Consider the following 16,439-nt stretch of genomic DNA (forward strand, 5'->3'; position numbering starts at 1 on the left):
GGAGGTAGCGCGATCGGGTGCAATCGGGACCGGCGACGAGTCGCGGCCCACGCCCCCTCCCGGCTGCCCCAATGATGATCGAATGATCAGCGACCGATCGTTCCGCCGTCGCCGACGGGGCGGCCCGGCCCGTGCTGCGGCGGCCACCACCACCGCCCTGGTCGCGGCCGCCCTCCTGCTCGCCGCCCTCCCCTCCGCCCTGGCCGGCGACGCCGGTCCCGGCTCCGGTGCCGGGTCGGGTGCCGTTTCAGGTGCCGGGCCGGGCTCGGGGCCCGGTGCCGCCGGGCCCACGGGTGCCGCCGACCGCAAGGTCAGCGCCGTCGACCAGGTCGACCACAGCGTCCCCGAGCCCGACGGCGCCCACCCGCACCGCCGCCACGACCTGCCGGGCCCGCTCAGCGCCCAGCAGGCCGCCTACCGCAAGGAGGCGCTGCGCCGACTGCTCGCCGGCGAGGCAACCCTGGAGCGGCACGGCACCTCGCGTTCCGTCTCGCTCGGTGACGGCAAGTTCGTCGAGATGGCGCACGAGCGCACCGACCGGATCTTCGCCGTGCTGGTCGAGTTCGGCGACCGGGTGGACGACGAGACCATGTGGGACCCGGACGGCACCGGCCCGGAGGAACCCGTCCCCCGGTACGGCGGGGAACCCGGCCCGCGGCACAACGAGATCCCGGAGCCGGACCGCTCCGTGGACAACACCACCGTCTGGCAGGCCGACTACGACCGCCGGCACTACGAGGACCTCTACTTCTCCCGGGCCCCGGGCGCGCAGTCCGTCGCCAACTACTACGACCGCCAGTCCTCCGGCCGCTACACCGTCTCCGGCCACGTCACCGACTGGGTGCGGGTGGAGTGGAACGGCTCCCGGTACGGCACCAACCGCTGCGACGAGGCCGACTGCACCGAACCGTGGGACCTGGTGCGCGACGCCGTCAACCAGTGGGCCGCCGACCGCCTCGCCGCCGGCACCACACCCGAGGAACTCCGCGCCGAGCTCGCCGGCTTCGACGTCTGGGACCGCTACGACCACGACCAGGACGGCGACTTCGGCGAGAGCGACGGCTACATCGACCACCTCCAGATCGTCCACGCCGGCGTCGGGGAGGAGACCGGCGGCGGCGCCCAGGGCGAGGACGCCCTGTGGTCCCACCGTTGGTACGCCTTCGGCACGGACTCCGGCCGCACCGGGCCGCCCGGCAACCTCCTCGGCGGCACCGAGATCGGCGACACCGGCATCTGGGTCGGCGACTACACGCTGCAGCCGGAGAACGGCGGCCTCGGCGTGTTCGCCCACGAGTTCGGGCACGACCTCGGCCTCCCCGACCTGTACGACACCTCGCACGAGGGGGAGAACTCCACCGGCTTCTGGTCGCTGATGTCCGCCGGCTCCTACCTCGGCGACGGCACCGACGACATCGGCACCGCCCCCGGGGACCTCGGCGCCTGGGAGAAGTTCCAGCTCGGTTGGCTCGACTACGCCACCGCGCGCGCCGCCACCGAATCCACCCACACCCTCGGCCCCGCCGCCGGACCGACCCCCTGGCACAACGACCACCCGCGCGCGCTGCTGGTCACGCTGCCCACCAGATCCCTCACCACCCACATCGCCGACCCGCCGGAGGGCGAACGCATGTGGTGGAGCGGCAAGGGCGACGACCTGTCGAACACCCTCACCTGGGAGGTGGACCTCACCGGGATCGCCCCGGAGGACGAGCCCGCGCTCACCATGGCCGGCTGGTGGGACATCGAAGCGGGCTACGACTACCTCTACCCGGAGGCCTCCACCGACGGCGGGCGCACCTGGGAACCCCTCGACGGCACCGTCGACGGCGAACCGATCGGACGCGACGCCGGCGACCACCCCGCCCTCGACGGCGAGTCCGACGGCTGGCGCGACCTCGTCCTCCCGCTGGACGACCAGGCCGGCCGGCCCACCCTGTTGCGGCTGCGCTACCAGACCGACAGCGGCCTGAGCCTGATGGGATTCGCCGCGGACGACGTCACCCTCGGCACCGCCGACGGGCGCGTGCTGCTGCACGACGGCGCGGAGGACGAACGCGCCGCGCAGGCGGACGGCTTCCGCAGCGTGCCCGGGGCCTTCACCGAGGAGTACGAGCGGTACTACATCGTGGAGAACCGGCAACTCGTCGGCTACGACCAGACCCTCGACGTGGGCCCCTACCACTTCGGATTCCGTCCGGACATCCAGAACCTCGCCGAGCACTTCCCCTACCAACCGGGCGTGCTGGTGTGGCTGTGGGACACCTCGCAGGACGACAACAACACCGGGGTGCACCCGGGCGAGGGTCTGGTCCTGCCGGTGGACGCCCATCCGGAACCGGAGTACTGGGTGCGCGAGGAGGGCGGGGAGCCCGTCGTCGAGGAGGACGCCCTCGTCCGCAACCGCGTGCAGACCCGCGACGCCACCTTCGGCAGCCGGCCGACGGCCGAGTTCACGCTGCACGACGGGGGAGTGGCGACGTTCTTCGGCGCCCGCGAGGGCGTCACGGTCTTCGACGACCACTCCGGCCGGTACTGGTACGAGGAGAACCCGGCCGGCAGCGTCCGGGTCCCGGACACCGGCACGCGCATCGTGGTCGAAACCGAACACCCGGGCGGTGCGTACGTGGTGGTGCGCGTGGAGCCGTCGACGGACGGGTGACCGCCTGCTGAAGCGGGGGCGCGCCGGCTACGGTGCGCCCCCGTCCGCATACTCGTCCAGCTTCCCGTTCTGACGGACCGTATGGGATGCTGAGGCCCACATGTGACCATCGTCTACCGGCAAGCGTCACCAGCGGCGGGGGTGCCTGGATGAGCGGATTCTCCGTAGATGTCGAGCGTCTGACCGAGTTCGCGCAGAAGGCGTCGGAGCTCCTCGCCGACCTGGAGGACGGGGCCTCCAGCGAGGCGATCTACTCGCTCAGCGGTGTCAACTGCCTGGCCTTCGGCAACTTCGAGGAGGCCCAGGACATCGAGGCGCAATACGAGTCCCTCCGCAGCAACCTGCGGGAGATGCTGGCTTCCGTGCACACCCGCATCGAGCGACTGGGCGGCAATGTCGGCGACGCGGCCAACCTGTACACGCAGACCGAGGACCAGAACACCGCCACCCAGAACCAGACCTGGATCTGAGCGGCACGGCTGAACCGGGGGAGGGAAACCCGACATGGCGACGGACTTCAGCTCGATGAGCCTGGAGCAGATGCGCGCGCTGATCGATCCGGCCTCGTCGAGCACGGTCGCGCAGGCGTCCGACGTGTGGGCCAACGTCGCGTCCAAGCTACGGGAGCTGGAAGCGGTCCTCGGCGTCAACGGCGAGACTGTCATGGCCGACTGGGAGGGGGACGCCGCCGAGGGCTTCGGCGGCGACCTGTCGGACCTGCGCCAGTACCTGCGTGACCAGGCCGAGTACGCCGAGCGGATCCGGGACGCGCTGCTGACGATCTCCAGCGAGATCGACACGGCGAAGAACAGCATGCCGGAGGACTCCGGCTGGTTCTCCGACCTCAAGGACATGGCCACGGACCTCGCGGGAGGCGGCGCGCTGGCGTTCGTCCCGGGGCTGGGCCAGCACCTGGTGGACTCCCTCACTCCGGCGGACGACGACGGCACCGTGCGCCAGGAGATGACCGGGCGAGTGGACGCCTTCCTGCGGGAGGACGAGGAGCGCCGCAACCAGGCGGTGGCCGTCCTCCAGCGGTACACGGCGGGTCTGGCGACGGCACGGAGCAAGATGGTGTGGACCCGGGTCGATGATGGCGAGGAGGGTGTCATTTCACCGTCTGATGCCAGCGCCGGTGCTTCTGCAGGAGCCGCCGGTTTGGTGGGCGGTGTCGGGGCGGGCTTCGCCACGGCGAACTCCCAGCCGTCCAGTTACGGCCGTGGTGTCACGTCCCGAACGGGCCCTCGCGGTACTTCCTACGTGCAGGGCGACGCCACGTCCCCCTCCGGTGTGCAGCGGGTCCGCGGAGTGGACGGACCGGCGCCCGAGAACGGCCTGTCGACGAACCGCCCCGGAGGCGGCTCCTCACTGCCGGCATCCGAGCTGAACCGTGCGGACGCGCCGACGCTGAACCGCAGTCCCTCCAACACGAACCCGGGGCCCGCACCCGCCGGTGGCGGGGGCGGCAACACGAACTTCCGCGGCCCGGTCGGCCTCGGCGACCTCGCCAGCAACCAGGGCCGCAATCCCGGTGGAAGTCTCCGCCCCAGGGGCACCCGGATGCCGGGGCAGCGTGAGGGACGGCCACTCGTTTCCGCTTCCGATGCGCAGCGGGACACCGGCGCTGGCAACGGAAGGACCGGTGGGGCCAGGCCGGGTGGGGGAATCGGTGCCGGGGCGGCTGGTGGGCGCGGGTCCACCTCTGCGACGAACCGTCGGAGCGGGGTCATCGGAGTCGACGGGGACGGCCCGGCCGGGCGCTCTGGAACGTTCACTCAAGGCGGCAGCGGGATCGGCCGTGGCAGCCGGCTGGGGGGCGCGGACCCCCGGAACGCCTACCGGCTCCCCAACCAGCAGCGCGCGGAGGAAGAGGAGCGCGAGCGCCGGGAGCGGGCCGACTACCTGGTCGAGGACGAGGAGACCTGGCGCGCGTCACGCTCCATCACGCCACGGGTGATCGACGAGTGACCCTCGGATGGCTGCCCTGTTAGCTTGCGGGGCAGCCATCTGACTGTGGTGGAGCACGTGGCGAGGACGGAGGACCTCAGAGGTGATCACGTGGGGCAGGCGCCTGACGCTCGGCGCGGCGGCAACCGTTCTGTTCGTCGGGTCGGTGGCGGCTCCCGCGAGCGCCGACGAGGTCCGCGACCAGCAGTGGGCATTGCAGAACTACCAGGCCGAGGAGGTGGTCTGGGAGCAGTCCACGGGTGAGGGAGTCCTTGTCGCGGTGATCGACAGCGGTGTCGACACGTCGCACCCGGATCTGGCGGGACGCGTGCTGCCGGGCTTCGACCTGTTCGAGTCTTCGGACGGCGACGTGGACGTGGACGGCCACGGCACAGGCATGGCCTCACTGATCGCTGGCACGGGGCATGGCGAGGGCGGCCGGGACGGCGTCAGAGGGTTGGCGCCAGATGCCCAGATTCTCCCTATTCGGGTGATTGATCGCCAGTACACCGCGGAGGGCGTGAGCGTCGCCGAGGCAATCAACCTGGCTGTCGATCAGGACGCGGACGTCATCAACCTTTCACTGGACGGCATCCAGTACGACGACATCGAGGCGGCGATTCAGCGAGCGATCGCGGAAGACGTGGTCGTGGTCGTGGGCGCGGGCAACACAGGGGATCGGATCCTGGATCGCTCGCTCGCGGCGACGCCTGGCGTTCTCACCGTTGGCGCCGTCGATTCACAGGGGCGTATCTGGGACAGGTCCAACTACGGCCCCTACGTCAGCCTGTCGGCGCCTGGCGTCGACATCGTCAGTGCTGGTCTGGACGGCGGCTACCGCACCGGCACCGGCACCAGCGACGCCACCGCCTACGTCTCCGCCGCCGCAGCGCTCGTGATCTCCAAGTTCCCGGAGCTGTCGGCCGGGCAGGTGATCAACCGGCTGCTGGAGTCGGCGATGCCGCCGCCGGACGGGACGCCCGTGCCGAGCGAGTACTACGGCCGGGGCATCCTCAACCCGAACCAGGCGCTGACCGCCGACATCCCCCCGGGCCCGGAGGAGAACCCGCTGGTCGAGGCGATGGGGGGTGACCCCGCGGCCGTCGGGCCGGGGGCGGAGAGTGCCGGGACCGCCGCGGAGGAGGAGTCGGGTACACCGCTCGGCGTGTGGATCGGCGTCGGGGTCGGCGTGCTCGCCGTCGTGGTGGTGGTCGTCGGGATCGTGGTGGCCCGGGGCCGGGGTTCGCGGGGTGGGCCGCCCGGTGGTGGCGCCGGTGGCGGGCGTGGTGGGGCGCCGGTTCCCGGTCCCGCCGCTCCGCCGATCGGGTCCCCGCAGCCGAACGGTTGGCACCACCCGCCGCAGCAGCCGTACCCGGGTGGCCAGCAGTATCCGCCGCCGCGGTCGTACCAGCCCGCGCCGCCGTCCTCGGCCGGACCGTACGGGCAGAACGGGTATCCGCCGGGTGGTCAGCGGCAGGGGCCGTTCGTGCAGCCGCCCCCGCCGGCGCCGCCGCAGCAGTGACGTAGCGGCAGTGCCGTAGGCGACTCGGAGAATCGCGCGGCTCAGAAGATCATGCCGGGCCCCGGGGCGGGGGGAATCCCCCTCCCGGGGCCCTCGTCCTTCGCCGGCTTCGCCGGCTTCGCCGGCTTCGCCGGCTTCGCCGGCTTCGCCGGCTCCCGGCCCGTCGGTGCCGGCGGCGGGGTAGGGGTGGGGCCGTCGGACGGGGTGCCGGCCTCCTCGCGCGCCTTGCGGCTGCGCACGGCCAGGCGGCGGTGCATCTCGCGCAGCCCGGGGTGCCGGGGCTCCTCCTGGGCCGGGCAGACGGCGTCGTGCGGGATGCGGCACCAGTCGTGCACCGGTTCCGCGCCCTCGTAGACGACGCCCCGGCTGAGGTGCCGGTGCAGGTACGGGGGGACGGCGCGGGCCGGGAACTCGCCGGGCTGGAGGGCCACGCGGTCGCCGCCCAGGGCGGTGCGGTACTCCACGGGCAGCCCGCAGTCACCGCAGGAGCCGATCCGTGCCGTGCCGGAGTCGTGCCTGCCCTCCATCGCCGTCCTTCCTTCCGCTCCCGATCGCCGGGCCTTCCGCGTCCGTGCTGTCCGCGCCGCCCGCGCCGGGGGCGCTCGCCCGTGCGGCGTGCCACCCGGACCGCGTACCGCCCGCCGGGCGTGCCCTCGGACAGGCGGCCAGTGTGTCATCCGGACGCGCCGACTCCGTTCTGGGCACTCGGGGCGCCGTGCTCCCCCGTGCGTTCCCCCTGTGCGCCCGGGTGCGCCGGCGCACGCGTGGCGCGGGAGCGAGGGCCGTGTGCATCGCTGAGGTAAAACCCTCCCCGTCTGCGCCCGCACCCAGAACAATGTTGCTTATGTCCACAACTCACGGTGGCGTCTACGGTAGGGGCGGGGAGACGATGCGGAAGTCGAGCAACGGCGTCCTCGGCACGGACCCGGGCGTCAGCCAGCGCATCGTCCGCTGGCGCGGCCAGCACGGTGTGGCGCGCAGCGTCCCGGTCTTCGGCCCCGGCAGACCGGCGGACGACGTGCTGGTCGGCATGCTGCAGGCGTGCCCGGAGCTGCGGCTGGCCGCCGCCGAGGCCGGTGTGGAGCTGGACGACTCGGTGGAGTCGCTGGAGGAGCTCGACCGGCTGGTGGACCTCTGGCTGGACACCCGCCCGGCCACCGCCTACGAGCTCGCCAGTGAGGTGGGCTACCACCTGGGCACGGTGATGGTGCGCACCATCCCGGACTCGGACTGGATGGTGTGGTCCAACGGGCACCCGGCCGTGCGGGTCGGCGAGGAGCTGGAACTGGACCTGGTCCGGCTGGGCAACGAGCGGGTGGCGCGGACGGGGCCGTCGCTGATGCAGATGTACCGCAACTCGCACCCGGACCTGGCGCCGCTCCAGGTGGACGACGGCCCGGGCGCCGAGCCGGATCCGTACGAGCGCTACGACGATCCCGAGCCGGACCCGGACGACCCCTTCGCCCCCTACGTCGCCCGGATGCGCGAACGCCACTGAGCGCCGCGCCGCGCCGCCCCGGTCGTCCGGGCGGCCGGGACGGTGCAGAATCTCCCCGTCGTTCCGGACGCCCGGGGGCGCCGGTCCAGGTGAGGAGAGCTGTGGTGGGTGTGAGTCGGTGGGCGGGCCAGGACGCGGACGCGGCTCCGGACGCCGTTCCGGGCACCGGCGTGGCTCCGGAGGCGGCCCCCGCCCCGGCCCCGGGCGCGGAGGCGGGCCGGCGGCCGTACGTCCTGCTCTCCTGCGCGGCGTCGGTCGACGGGTACATCGACGACTCGACCGCGACCCGGCTGCTGCTCTCCAACGACGCCGACTTCGACCGGGTGGACGCCGTCCGGGCGGAGTGCGACGCGATCCTGGTGGGCGCCCGGACGATCCGGCGGGACGACCCGCGGCTGCTGGTGCGCTCCGACCGGCGGCGGGCGGAGCGGGTGGCGCGCGGCCTGCCGGCGAGTCCGGCCAAGGTCACGCTGACCCTGCGGGGCGAGCTCGACCCGCGGGCCCGGTTCTTCGCCGAGGACGCCCCGGAGGGGCCGACCGAGAAGGTGGTCTACGCGGCGACGTCCGGGGCTGAGGTGGCGCGGCGGCGGCTGGGTCCCGGCCGGCACACCACCGTGGTGGACGCCGGGGAACCGCTGTCGCTGCGCGCCGTGCTGGCGGATCTGGCCGCGCGCGGGGTGCGGCGTCTGATGGTGGAGGGCGGCAGCGGCATCCACACCCGCTTCCTGGCGGAAGGGCTGGCCGACGAGGTGCGGCTGGCCGTCGCGCCGTTCTTCGTCGGTGATCCGGGCGCGCCCCGGTTCGTCGGCCCGGGGCCGTTCCCGCACGACTCCACCCACCGGATGCTGCTGGCCGGGGTGGAGCACCTCGGCGACGTGGTGGTGCCCCGCTACCTGCTGGGCGCCGGCTCGCCCGCCGAGGTGGACGCGCGCTGGCTGCGCGAGGCGGTCGAGCTGGCGCGTCGCTGCCCGCCGTCCTCGACGGCGTTCTCGGTCGGGGCGGTGGTGGTCGCGGTGGACGGCACGGTGCTGGCCACCGGCTACTCCCGGGAGGGCGGGGACGACCGGGTGCACGCCGAGGAGGCGGCGCTGGCCAAGGTGGCGCCGGGTGATCCCCGGCTGGCCGGCGCGACGCTGTACAGCTCGTTGGAGCCGTGCAGCGTGCGCAAGTCCCGCCCGCGCAGTTGCAGCCGGCTGATCCTGGACGCCGGCATCCGCCGCGTCGTCTACGCCTGGCGGGAGCCGGTGCTGTTCGTCGACGGCGCGGGCGACGAGGAGCTCACCGCGGCGGGGGTGCGGGTGCGGCGGATCGAGGAGCTGTCGGCGCTGGCGATGGAGCCCAACGCCCACCTGGTCGGCGGCCCGTCGCGGTGAGCGCCGGCGTCCGCCGGCCGCGGCGTCAGCCCTCGGCCCCGGACAGCAGGTCGTCCAGCTCCGCCTGCTCCTCGGGGCTCCACCACTGGGCGAAGGCGTCCTCCCACTCCATGGTCTGGTCCGCCGGCGGGGGCGTCAGCTCCTCCACCTCCCCGAAGTCGCTGAAGCGGGTCTCCTGGGTGACGCTCTCCCCCTGGAACTGCGAGGTGCCCACGGTCCGCAGCGGCCACGGTTCGCCCTCGGCGGCCACCCACACCGTGCCCGTGCCGTCGTCGTCCAGCGGGTAGTTCTCCAGCACCAGCGCGGGCACCCCGTCCACCTCCTCCGGCTCACCGAGGGTGACCGCGGAGAAGTCCGCCGCCGGGTCGAAGGGCGACTCCCCCCGCCCGTCCAGGGAGGCGCCGAGTATCGCCTCGGCGGTGGAGGCGTCGGAGTGCAGCCAGACGTCCGGGTCCTCGAGTTCGAAGGGGAGGATGTCGCCGGAGTAGCGTCCCCACACGTCCTGGCCGATGGACAGACTCTCCATGCTGCCGTCGACGCTGTGCTCGATGAGCTCGTGCGCGCCGTTGGGCGCCACCACGAGCTCGGCGCGGACCGTGCCGGTGGAGTCCTCCCCGGACGCGGTGGCGCGGAAGGGCGTGTCCTCCATGAGGTCGGCCACCGCCTGCGCCAGTTCGGGACCGCTGCGGTCGCCCGCGGCCCCGGCGCTCGTGGACGGACTGGCGGCGGGGTCCGCGGAGTCGTCGGAGCCACCGCAGCCGCTCAGGACGGCGCAGAGGGCGGCGGTGGCGGCGATCGCCGCGGCGCGGGACGGTGTCACGTCGGTTCCCATCGAACGGTGGTCGGACATCGGCGGCAACAGCGGCCAACGCCTTCATAGCAGCCCGGCCCCCGCCGCGACAGGCCGATGTCACGGAGCGTGAGTGGTTCGTCCGGCTCGTCCGGGAACGTCCCCACCGCCCCGTACCATCGCCTGCGTGCCAACAGCAGCGCCAGGACCACAGACGGGGCCGGGACCCGGGCGGCGGGAGCCCGTCCTCCGCCCGGTGCTGAGCGATCCCGAGCGGCTGAAGGAACTCCTCGGCATCCCCTTCACCGCCGAGCAGATGGCGGCGATCGTCGCCCCGCTGGAGCCCGGGGTGATCGTCGCGGGCGCCGGATCCGGCAAGACGACGGTGATGTCCGCCCGGGTCGTCTGGCTGGTCGGCACCGGGCAGGTGCGGCCCGAGCAGGTGCTGGGCCTCACCTTCACCAACAAGGCCGCCGGGGAGCTGGCCGAACGGGTCCGCTCCGCGCTGCGCCGCGCGGGCATCGGAGCCGGCACGGCCGCCGGCCCCGGGGGCGGTGCCGGCGCGGCGGACGACGAGCCGCTCGGCGAGCCGGAGATCTCCACCTACCACGCCTTCGCCGGGCGCCTGCTCAAGGAGCACGGGCTGCGCATCGGCGTCGAGCCCAGCGCCCGGCTGCTCGCCGACGCCACCCGCTTCCAGCTGGCCGCCCGCGTGCTGCGCGCCGCCCCCGGCCCGTACCCGGCGCTGACCTGGACCTTCGCCGATACCACGGCCCGGCTGCTGAAGCTCGACGGCGAGCTCGCCGAGCACCTCGTCACGCCCGAGCAGCTCCGCGCCCACGACCGCGCGCTGCTCGACGCCGTCGGCTCCATCGACCCCGACAAGCGCGGCAACGCCTGGGTCCGCCCCGTGCAGCAGGCCGCCGCCGCCCGGCTGGAACTCGCCGGGCTCGTCGACGGCTACCGCCAGGCCAAGGCCGCCCGCGACCTGCTCGACTTCGGCGACCAGATCGCCCTCGCCGCCCGGCTCGCGCAGACCCGCCCCGAGGTCGGCCGGCTGCTGCGCGAGCAGTTCCGGGTGGTGCTGCTCGACGAGTACCAGGACACCTCCGTCGCCCAGCGGCTGCTGCTCGGCGGGCTCTTCGGCGCCCCGCGCGGCGTGGGCCACCCGGTCACCGCCGTCGGCGACCCCTGCCAGGCCATCTACGGCTGGCGCGGCGCCTCCGTCGCCAACCTCGACGACTTCCCGCACCACTTCCCCAGGAGCGACGGCACGCCCGCGGCCCGCTACTCGCTCAGCGAGAACCGCCGCAGTGGCGGCCGCATCCTCGACTTCGCCAACGACCTGGCCGCCCCGCTGCGCGAACTCCACCAGGGCGTCGCCCCGCTGCGCCCCGCCCCCGGCGCGGAGCGGGACGGCCGGATCCGCTGCGCGCTGCTGCGCACCCACGACGAGGAGATCACCTGGCTGGCCGACACCATCGCGCACCTGGTCCGCACCGACGTCAGCCCCGGCCGGATCGCCGTGCTGTGCCGGGCCGGCACCAGCTTCGCCGACATCCACGCCGCCCTGGTGGCCCGGGACGTGCCGGTGGAGGTGGTCGGGCTCTCCGGGCTGCTCAACCTGCCGGAGATCGCCGACCTCGTGGCCGTCTGCGAGGTGCTCCAGGATCCGACGGCCAACGCCGCCCTGGTGCGGCTGCTGATCGGCCCGCGCTGGCGGATCGGCGCCCGCGACCTGGCGCTGCTCGGCCGGCGGGCCCGTGACCTGGTGGGTGGCGGGCGGCGGGGAGGCTCCGGCGCGGCGGAGGCGGCCGGCCCCGACGGCGCCGGCCTGGACGCCGCGCTGGCCGAGGCGGTCTCCGGCGTGGACCCGACCGAGGTGGTCTCGCTGGCCGACGCCCTGGAGGATCCCGGCGACGAGCTGCGCTACTCCCCGCAGGCCCGGGTGCGGTTCGCCCGGCTGGCCAGCGAGATCCGCGAGCTGCGGCGCAGCCTGGAGCTGCCGCTGATGGACGTGCTGCACCGGGTGATGTCGGTGACCGGCCTGGACGTGGAGTTGTCCGCCTCCCCGCACGCGCTGGCGGCGCGGCGGCGGGAGACGCTGCACGCCTTCCTGGACGTCGCGGCCTCCTTCGCTGACCTGGACGGGGATCCGTCGCTGGCGGCGTTCCTGGCCTTCCTGCGTTCGGCCGCCGCCTACGACCGTGGCCTGGACTCCACCCTGCCGGCCGCCGACGACTCGGTGAAGGTGCTCACCGCGCACAAGTCCAAGGGCCTGGAGTGGGACGTGGTGGCGGTGCCCGGGCTGGTCAAGGGGGCCTTCCCGACCGATCAGGGCCGGGAGAAGTGGACCCGGCGCGGCGAGGTGCTGCCGCACCCGCTGCGCGGCGACGCCGCGACGCTGCCCGAGGTGGCGGAGTGGTCGGCGGGCGGGCTGAAGGCGTTCGACGCGGAGATGAAGGAGCACGACGCCGTCGAGGAGCTGCGCCTCGGCTACGTGGCGTTCACCCGCCCGCGCGAGCTGCTGCTGGCCTCCGGGCACTGGTGGGGGCCGACCCAGAAGAGGCCGCGCGGGCCGTCGGAGTTCCTGGACCGGCTGCGTGAGCACTGCGAGCGCGGGCACGGCGAGATCGAGGTGTGGGAGCCGGCGCCGGAGGAGGGCGAGGAGAATCCGACGCCGGCCGGCGCGGCGCTGGACCGGGAGTGGCCGCTGCCGCTGGATCCGGCGGCGCTGGCGGCCCGTCGGGAGGCCGCGGAGCGGGTGCTGGCCCGGCTGGACGCCTGGGAGCGCCACCCGGAGCGGGTGCTGCCGGCGCAGCGCACCCCGGGGGAGCGGGCGGAGCCGGAACCGGAACCGGAGCTGGAGCCGGGGCCGGTGGTGGACGACGACGATCCGCCGCTGCCGCCGGAGCCGGACGAGGAGTTCGGGGAGTTCGGCGAGTACGACGCGTACGGCTACGAGGACGACGGGGGCTTCGACCCGTACCCCGAGCCCGAGCCGCCCGGGGAGTACCCGGAGGACGAGGGGGCCGTGACGGATCCGCCGGGCGCGGACGGCCCGGCGGACGGCCCGGCGGGCGCGGCCGGTGCGGCGGCGGTGGACGGCGCCGACCTCGGCCTGGAGGAGACCGCCCTGGTGGCCTCCTGGGACCGGGACCTGGAGGCGCTGGCCGGCGAGCTGCTGCGGCTGCGCCAGCCGGTCCGCGAGGTGCCGCTGCCGCCCTCGCTGTCGGCCACCGCCCTGATGCGGCTGGCCCAGGACCCGGACGGCTTCGCCCGGGACCTGGTGCGGCCCATGCCGCGGCCGCCGATGCCGGCCGCGCGGCGCGGCACCCGTTTCCACGCCTGGGTGGAGTCGCTGTTCGACGTGGTGCCGCTGGTCGAGCCGGAGGAGATCCCCGGCGCGGAGGACGAGGAGATCGACGACGAGCTCGACCTGGAGGCGCTCAAGCGCGCCTTCCGCCGCACCCCGTACGCCTCCCGCCGCCCGCACCGGGTGGAGGCGCCGTTCCAGCTGGTGCTGGGGGACCGGGTGGTGCGGGGCCGGATCGACGCCGTCTACCGCGAGGAGCAGCCGGACGGCACCGTGCGGTACGAGGTGGTGGACTGGAAGACCAGCCGGCGGCAGACGGCGGATCCGCTCCAGCTCGCCGTGTACCGGCTGGCCTGGGCGGAGCGCACCGGCGTGCCGGTGGAGCGGGTGACGGCGGCGTTCCTCTACGTGCGCACCGGCGAGGTCGTCCAGCCGGCGGACCTGCCCGGCCGGGCCGAGCTGGAACGGCTGGTCAGCGGCGGCCGGCCGGACCCGTCCGACGACCCGCCCGACGAGGGCGCCGAGCCGGCCGGGCGGGCCGGGGCCGACGAGCCGGCCGAGGGGCCGCCGGGACCGTGAGACCGGTCACGCCGGCCGGCGGATCCGGCCGGCGGACTCCCGGCACGCCTGTTCGACGGTCGTAGAGTGCAGTGCATGAGTCAGCGCGGACCGGATCAGGGAATGGTGGGCATGAGCGAGGCGGTCGCGGCCACGGGCGGCGTCGCGCGGGCGGCGGACGCCCCGGCGCGGGAGGTGCCCGCGCCCCCCGACCCGGTACTGCGCGACTGGATCAACGGGTACTGGTCGGACTTCCTCGACGACCTGACCGACTGGCTGCGCATCCCGTCGGTCTCCGCCGACCCGGCCCGCGCCGCGGACGTGCGCCGCTCCGCCGAGTGGCTCGCCGACCACCTGCGCGGGATCGGCTTCCCCACCGCCGAGGTGTGGGACTGCCCCGGCGGCCCGGAGGCGGGCCTGCCCGCGGTCTTCGCCGAGTGGCCCAGCGCGGACCCCGGCGCGCCCACCGTGCTGGTCTACGGGCACCACGACGTGCAGCCGGCCGACGCCGCCACCGACCCCTGGGACACCGACCCGTTCGAGCCGGTGCGCCGCCACGGCCGCCTGTACGCCCGGGGCGCGGCCGACGACAAGGGGCAGGTGTTCCTGCACTCCCTCGGGGTGCGCGTCCACCTGGCGGCCACCGGCCGGACCGCGCCGGCCGTCAACCTCAAGCTGCTGATCGAGGGCGAGGAGGAGTCCGGCTCCCCGCACTTCGCCGACCTGGTCCGGGAGCACGCCGAACGGCTGGCCTGCGACGTGGTGATCGTCTCGGACACCGGCATGTGGTCCGAGGACACCCCGACGGTCTGCACCGGCATGCGCGGCCTGGCCGGCTTCCAGGTGGACCTGTACGGCCCGGGCCAGGACATCCACTCCGGCTCGTTCGGCGGCGCCGTCCCCAACCCGGCCACCGAGGCGGCCCGGCTGGTCGCCGCCCTGCACGACGAGGACCGCCGGGTCACCCTGCCCGGCTTCTACGACGGCGTGGTGCCGCTGGACGAGACCGAGCGCGAGCTCTTCGCCCGGCTGCCCTTCGACGAGGAGCGCTGGCTGGCCACCGCGCACTCCACCGCCGCGCTCGGCGAGAGCGGCCACACCACCCTGGAGCGGATCTGGGCCCGGCCGACGGCCGAGGTGAACGGCATCTGGGCCGGCTACACCGGCGAGGGCAGCAAGACCATCGTGCCGGCCTCGGCACACGTCAAGCTCTCCTTCCGGCTGGTGGCCGGTCAGCGGCCGGAGCTGCTGGAGGAGTCGCTGCGGGACTGGGTGAACGGGCGTCTGCCCGCCGGCATCCGGGCCGAGGTGGTCGCCCACGGCTACACCCGCCCCTGCCTGACCCCGCTGGACCACCCGGCGCTCGCCTCGCTGCGCCGGGCCATGGGCCGGGCCTTCGGGCGGGAGATCCTGCTGACCCGCGAGGGCGGGTCGGGGCCGGCGGCCGACCTGCGGGACGTGCTGGGGGCCCCGGTGCTGTTCATGGGCATCTCGGTGCCCTCGGACGGCTGGCACTCGGTCAACGAGAAGGTGGAGCTGGACCTGCTGCGCAGGGGCGTGGAGGCCTCCGCCTACCTGTGGGCGGACCTCGCTGAGCACTGGACATCCCGGGAAGGGCGGTAGCGGCACGGTGGACGACCGACGGAGCGGGCAGGCGCACGGGAACGGGGAGCGGACAGTGGGTACGCCGGTGAACGGCCGCGCCGACCGGGCGGAGGGCTCCGCGGGCGGCGCCGGGGGCGGGACGCTGGCGCAGCCGCCGACGCTCTCCCGCAGCGCGCTGGACCGCGCGGCGGAGCGGCGGCTGGACGAGGCGTGGCTGTCCGCCGCGTGGAGCCACCCGACGACCCGGGTGCTGGTGATCGCGCACGGCCGGGCGCTGGTGCTGGACGAGGACCCGCCGGAACCGGCCGCCGGGGAGGAGGGGGCCGAGGAGGCGGAGCGGCGCGCGCCGCGCACCCGCCTGGTGCTGGTGTCGGCGTTCGACGCCCCGGTGGAGGGCGAGCGCTACTTCCTGGGCGTGGACCCGGACGGCGCCGCCTACTTCGCGCTCGCGGTGGAGAAGCTGCCCGGGCAGTGGGACGCCGAGGCCCGCGGCGCCGGTCTGCGGGAGGTCGGGGCGCTGCTGGACGACCGCGACACCGGTCTGCTGGTGCACGCGGTGGCGCTGGAGACCTGGCACCGCCGGCACGGCTTCTGCCCGGCCTGCGGCAAGGCCACGGTGGCCGTGGCCGCCGGGCACGTGCGGCGCTGCACCGGCTGCGGCACCGAGCACTACCCGCGCACCGACCCGGCCGTGATCATGCTGGTGCGCGACGGCGAGGACCGTTGCCTGCTGGGCCGCCAGCAGCACTGGCCGCCGGGCCGCTGGTCGATCCTGGCCGGGTTCGTGGAGCCCGGTGAGTCGGCCGAGCAGGCCGTGGTGCGCGAGGTGCGCGAGGAGGTCGGGGTGGCGGTGACGGGCGTCTCCTACGTGGCGAGCCAGCCGTGGCCGTTCCCCGCCAGCCTGATGCTGGGTTACCTGGCCACGGCGGACGACCCGCGGATCGACCTGGGCGGCGACGACGAGATCGAGGAGGCGCGCTGGTTCACCCGGGAGGAGCTGCGGGCGGCGGTCGCCTCGGGCGAGCTGCTGCTGCCCGCCTCGGTCTCCATCGCGCGCTCGCTGATCGACCTGTGGTACGGCGAGGGGCTGCCGCCCTCCTCCTGGTGAGCCGGGGCGCCGGTGAGGTGGGTCGTCCACCGGGCAGCGGCGCGGCGCGGCGGGTGGGGC

General features: G+C 74.6%; 11 protein-coding genes. 9 read left to right on the forward strand and 2 right to left on the reverse strand.

Going from position 1 to position 16,439, the window contains the following annotated elements; all coding sequences use genetic code 11:
* Nucleotides 1–82 precede the first annotated feature (82 nt).
* The 4 genes from FHU37_RS16070 to mycP all read left to right on the forward strand — a co-directional run bounded on the left by FHU37_RS16070 (nt 83) and on the right by mycP (nt 6,131).
* On the forward strand, nt 83–2,662 hold the full coding sequence (locus FHU37_RS16070) for an immune inhibitor A domain-containing protein (RefSeq protein ID WP_179814870.1): 2,580 nt from the start codon (nt 83–85) through the stop codon (nt 2,660–2,662).
* A gap of 149 nt (nt 2,663–2,811) precedes the next feature.
* Nucleotides 2,812–3,132, forward strand: a complete 321-nt coding sequence (locus FHU37_RS16075; protein ID WP_179814871.1) for a DUF2563 family protein — start codon at nt 2,812–2,814, stop codon at nt 3,130–3,132.
* 34 nt (nt 3,133–3,166) lie between these two features.
* Nucleotides 3,167–4,630, forward strand: a complete 1,464-nt coding sequence (locus tag FHU37_RS16080) for a WXG100 family type VII secretion target (RefSeq protein WP_179814872.1) — start codon at nt 3,167–3,169, stop codon at nt 4,628–4,630.
* Between the two features lie 82 nt (nt 4,631–4,712).
* Nucleotides 4,713–6,131 (forward strand): type VII secretion-associated serine protease mycosin, encoded by a 1,419-nt coding sequence (mycP, locus tag FHU37_RS16085; RefSeq protein ID WP_179814873.1) that lies wholly within the window; start codon nt 4,713–4,715, stop codon nt 6,129–6,131.
* 41 nt (nt 6,132–6,172) lie between these two features.
* Here mycP and FHU37_RS16090 read toward each other — a convergent pair whose 3' ends face one another.
* Nucleotides 6,173–6,658 (reverse strand): DUF6083 domain-containing protein, encoded by a 486-nt coding sequence (locus tag FHU37_RS16090; RefSeq protein WP_179814874.1) that lies wholly within the window; start codon nt 6,656–6,658, stop codon nt 6,173–6,175.
* Nucleotides 6,659–6,975: 317 nt separating this feature from the next.
* On the opposite strand from FHU37_RS16090, the gene FHU37_RS16095 reads away from it, so the two are divergent.
* Together FHU37_RS16095 and FHU37_RS16100 are read left to right on the forward strand one after the other, a co-directional pair.
* Nucleotides 6,976–7,629, forward strand: coding sequence for a DUF6278 family protein (locus tag FHU37_RS16095; protein WP_179814875.1), 654 nt, complete (start codon nt 6,976–6,978; stop codon nt 7,627–7,629).
* A gap of 170 nt (nt 7,630–7,799) precedes the next feature.
* Nucleotides 7,800–9,002 (forward strand): dihydrofolate reductase family protein, encoded by a 1,203-nt coding sequence (locus FHU37_RS16100; protein ID WP_179816307.1) that lies wholly within the window; start codon nt 7,800–7,802, stop codon nt 9,000–9,002.
* A 25-nt stretch (nt 9,003–9,027) separates the two neighbouring features.
* Here FHU37_RS16100 and FHU37_RS16105 read toward each other — a convergent pair whose 3' ends face one another.
* Nucleotides 9,028–9,834 carry a hypothetical protein gene (locus FHU37_RS16105; RefSeq protein ID WP_179814876.1) on the reverse strand — a complete coding sequence of 269 codons (807 nt, stop codon included), beginning with the start codon at nt 9,832–9,834 and terminating at the stop codon, nt 9,028–9,030.
* Between the two features lie 145 nt (nt 9,835–9,979).
* Between FHU37_RS16105 and FHU37_RS16110 the strand changes: the two genes are divergently transcribed.
* The 3 genes from FHU37_RS16110 (at nt 9,980) to nudC (ending at nt 16,379) form a co-directional block, all read left to right on the forward strand.
* On the forward strand, nt 9,980–13,687 hold the full coding sequence (locus tag FHU37_RS16110) for an ATP-dependent helicase (protein ID WP_312892631.1): 3,708 nt from the start codon (nt 9,980–9,982) through the stop codon (nt 13,685–13,687).
* 111 nt (nt 13,688–13,798) lie between these two features.
* Complete coding sequence (locus FHU37_RS16115; RefSeq protein ID WP_179814877.1) at nt 13,799–15,289, forward strand: M20/M25/M40 family metallo-hydrolase; 1,491 nt, start codon at nt 13,799–13,801, stop codon at nt 15,287–15,289.
* A gap of 124 nt (nt 15,290–15,413) precedes the next feature.
* Nucleotides 15,414–16,379 carry an NAD(+) diphosphatase gene (gene nudC, locus FHU37_RS16120; RefSeq protein WP_246450961.1) on the forward strand — a complete coding sequence of 322 codons (966 nt, stop codon included), beginning with the start codon at nt 15,414–15,416 and terminating at the stop codon, nt 16,377–16,379.
* The last annotated feature ends 60 nt before the right edge of the window (nt 16,380–16,439 follow it).

Origin of the sequence: Allostreptomyces psammosilenae (assembly GCF_013407765.1) — a bacterium.
GTDB classification, from domain to species: Bacteria; Actinomycetota; Actinomycetes; order Streptomycetales; family Streptomycetaceae; genus Allostreptomyces; species Allostreptomyces psammosilenae.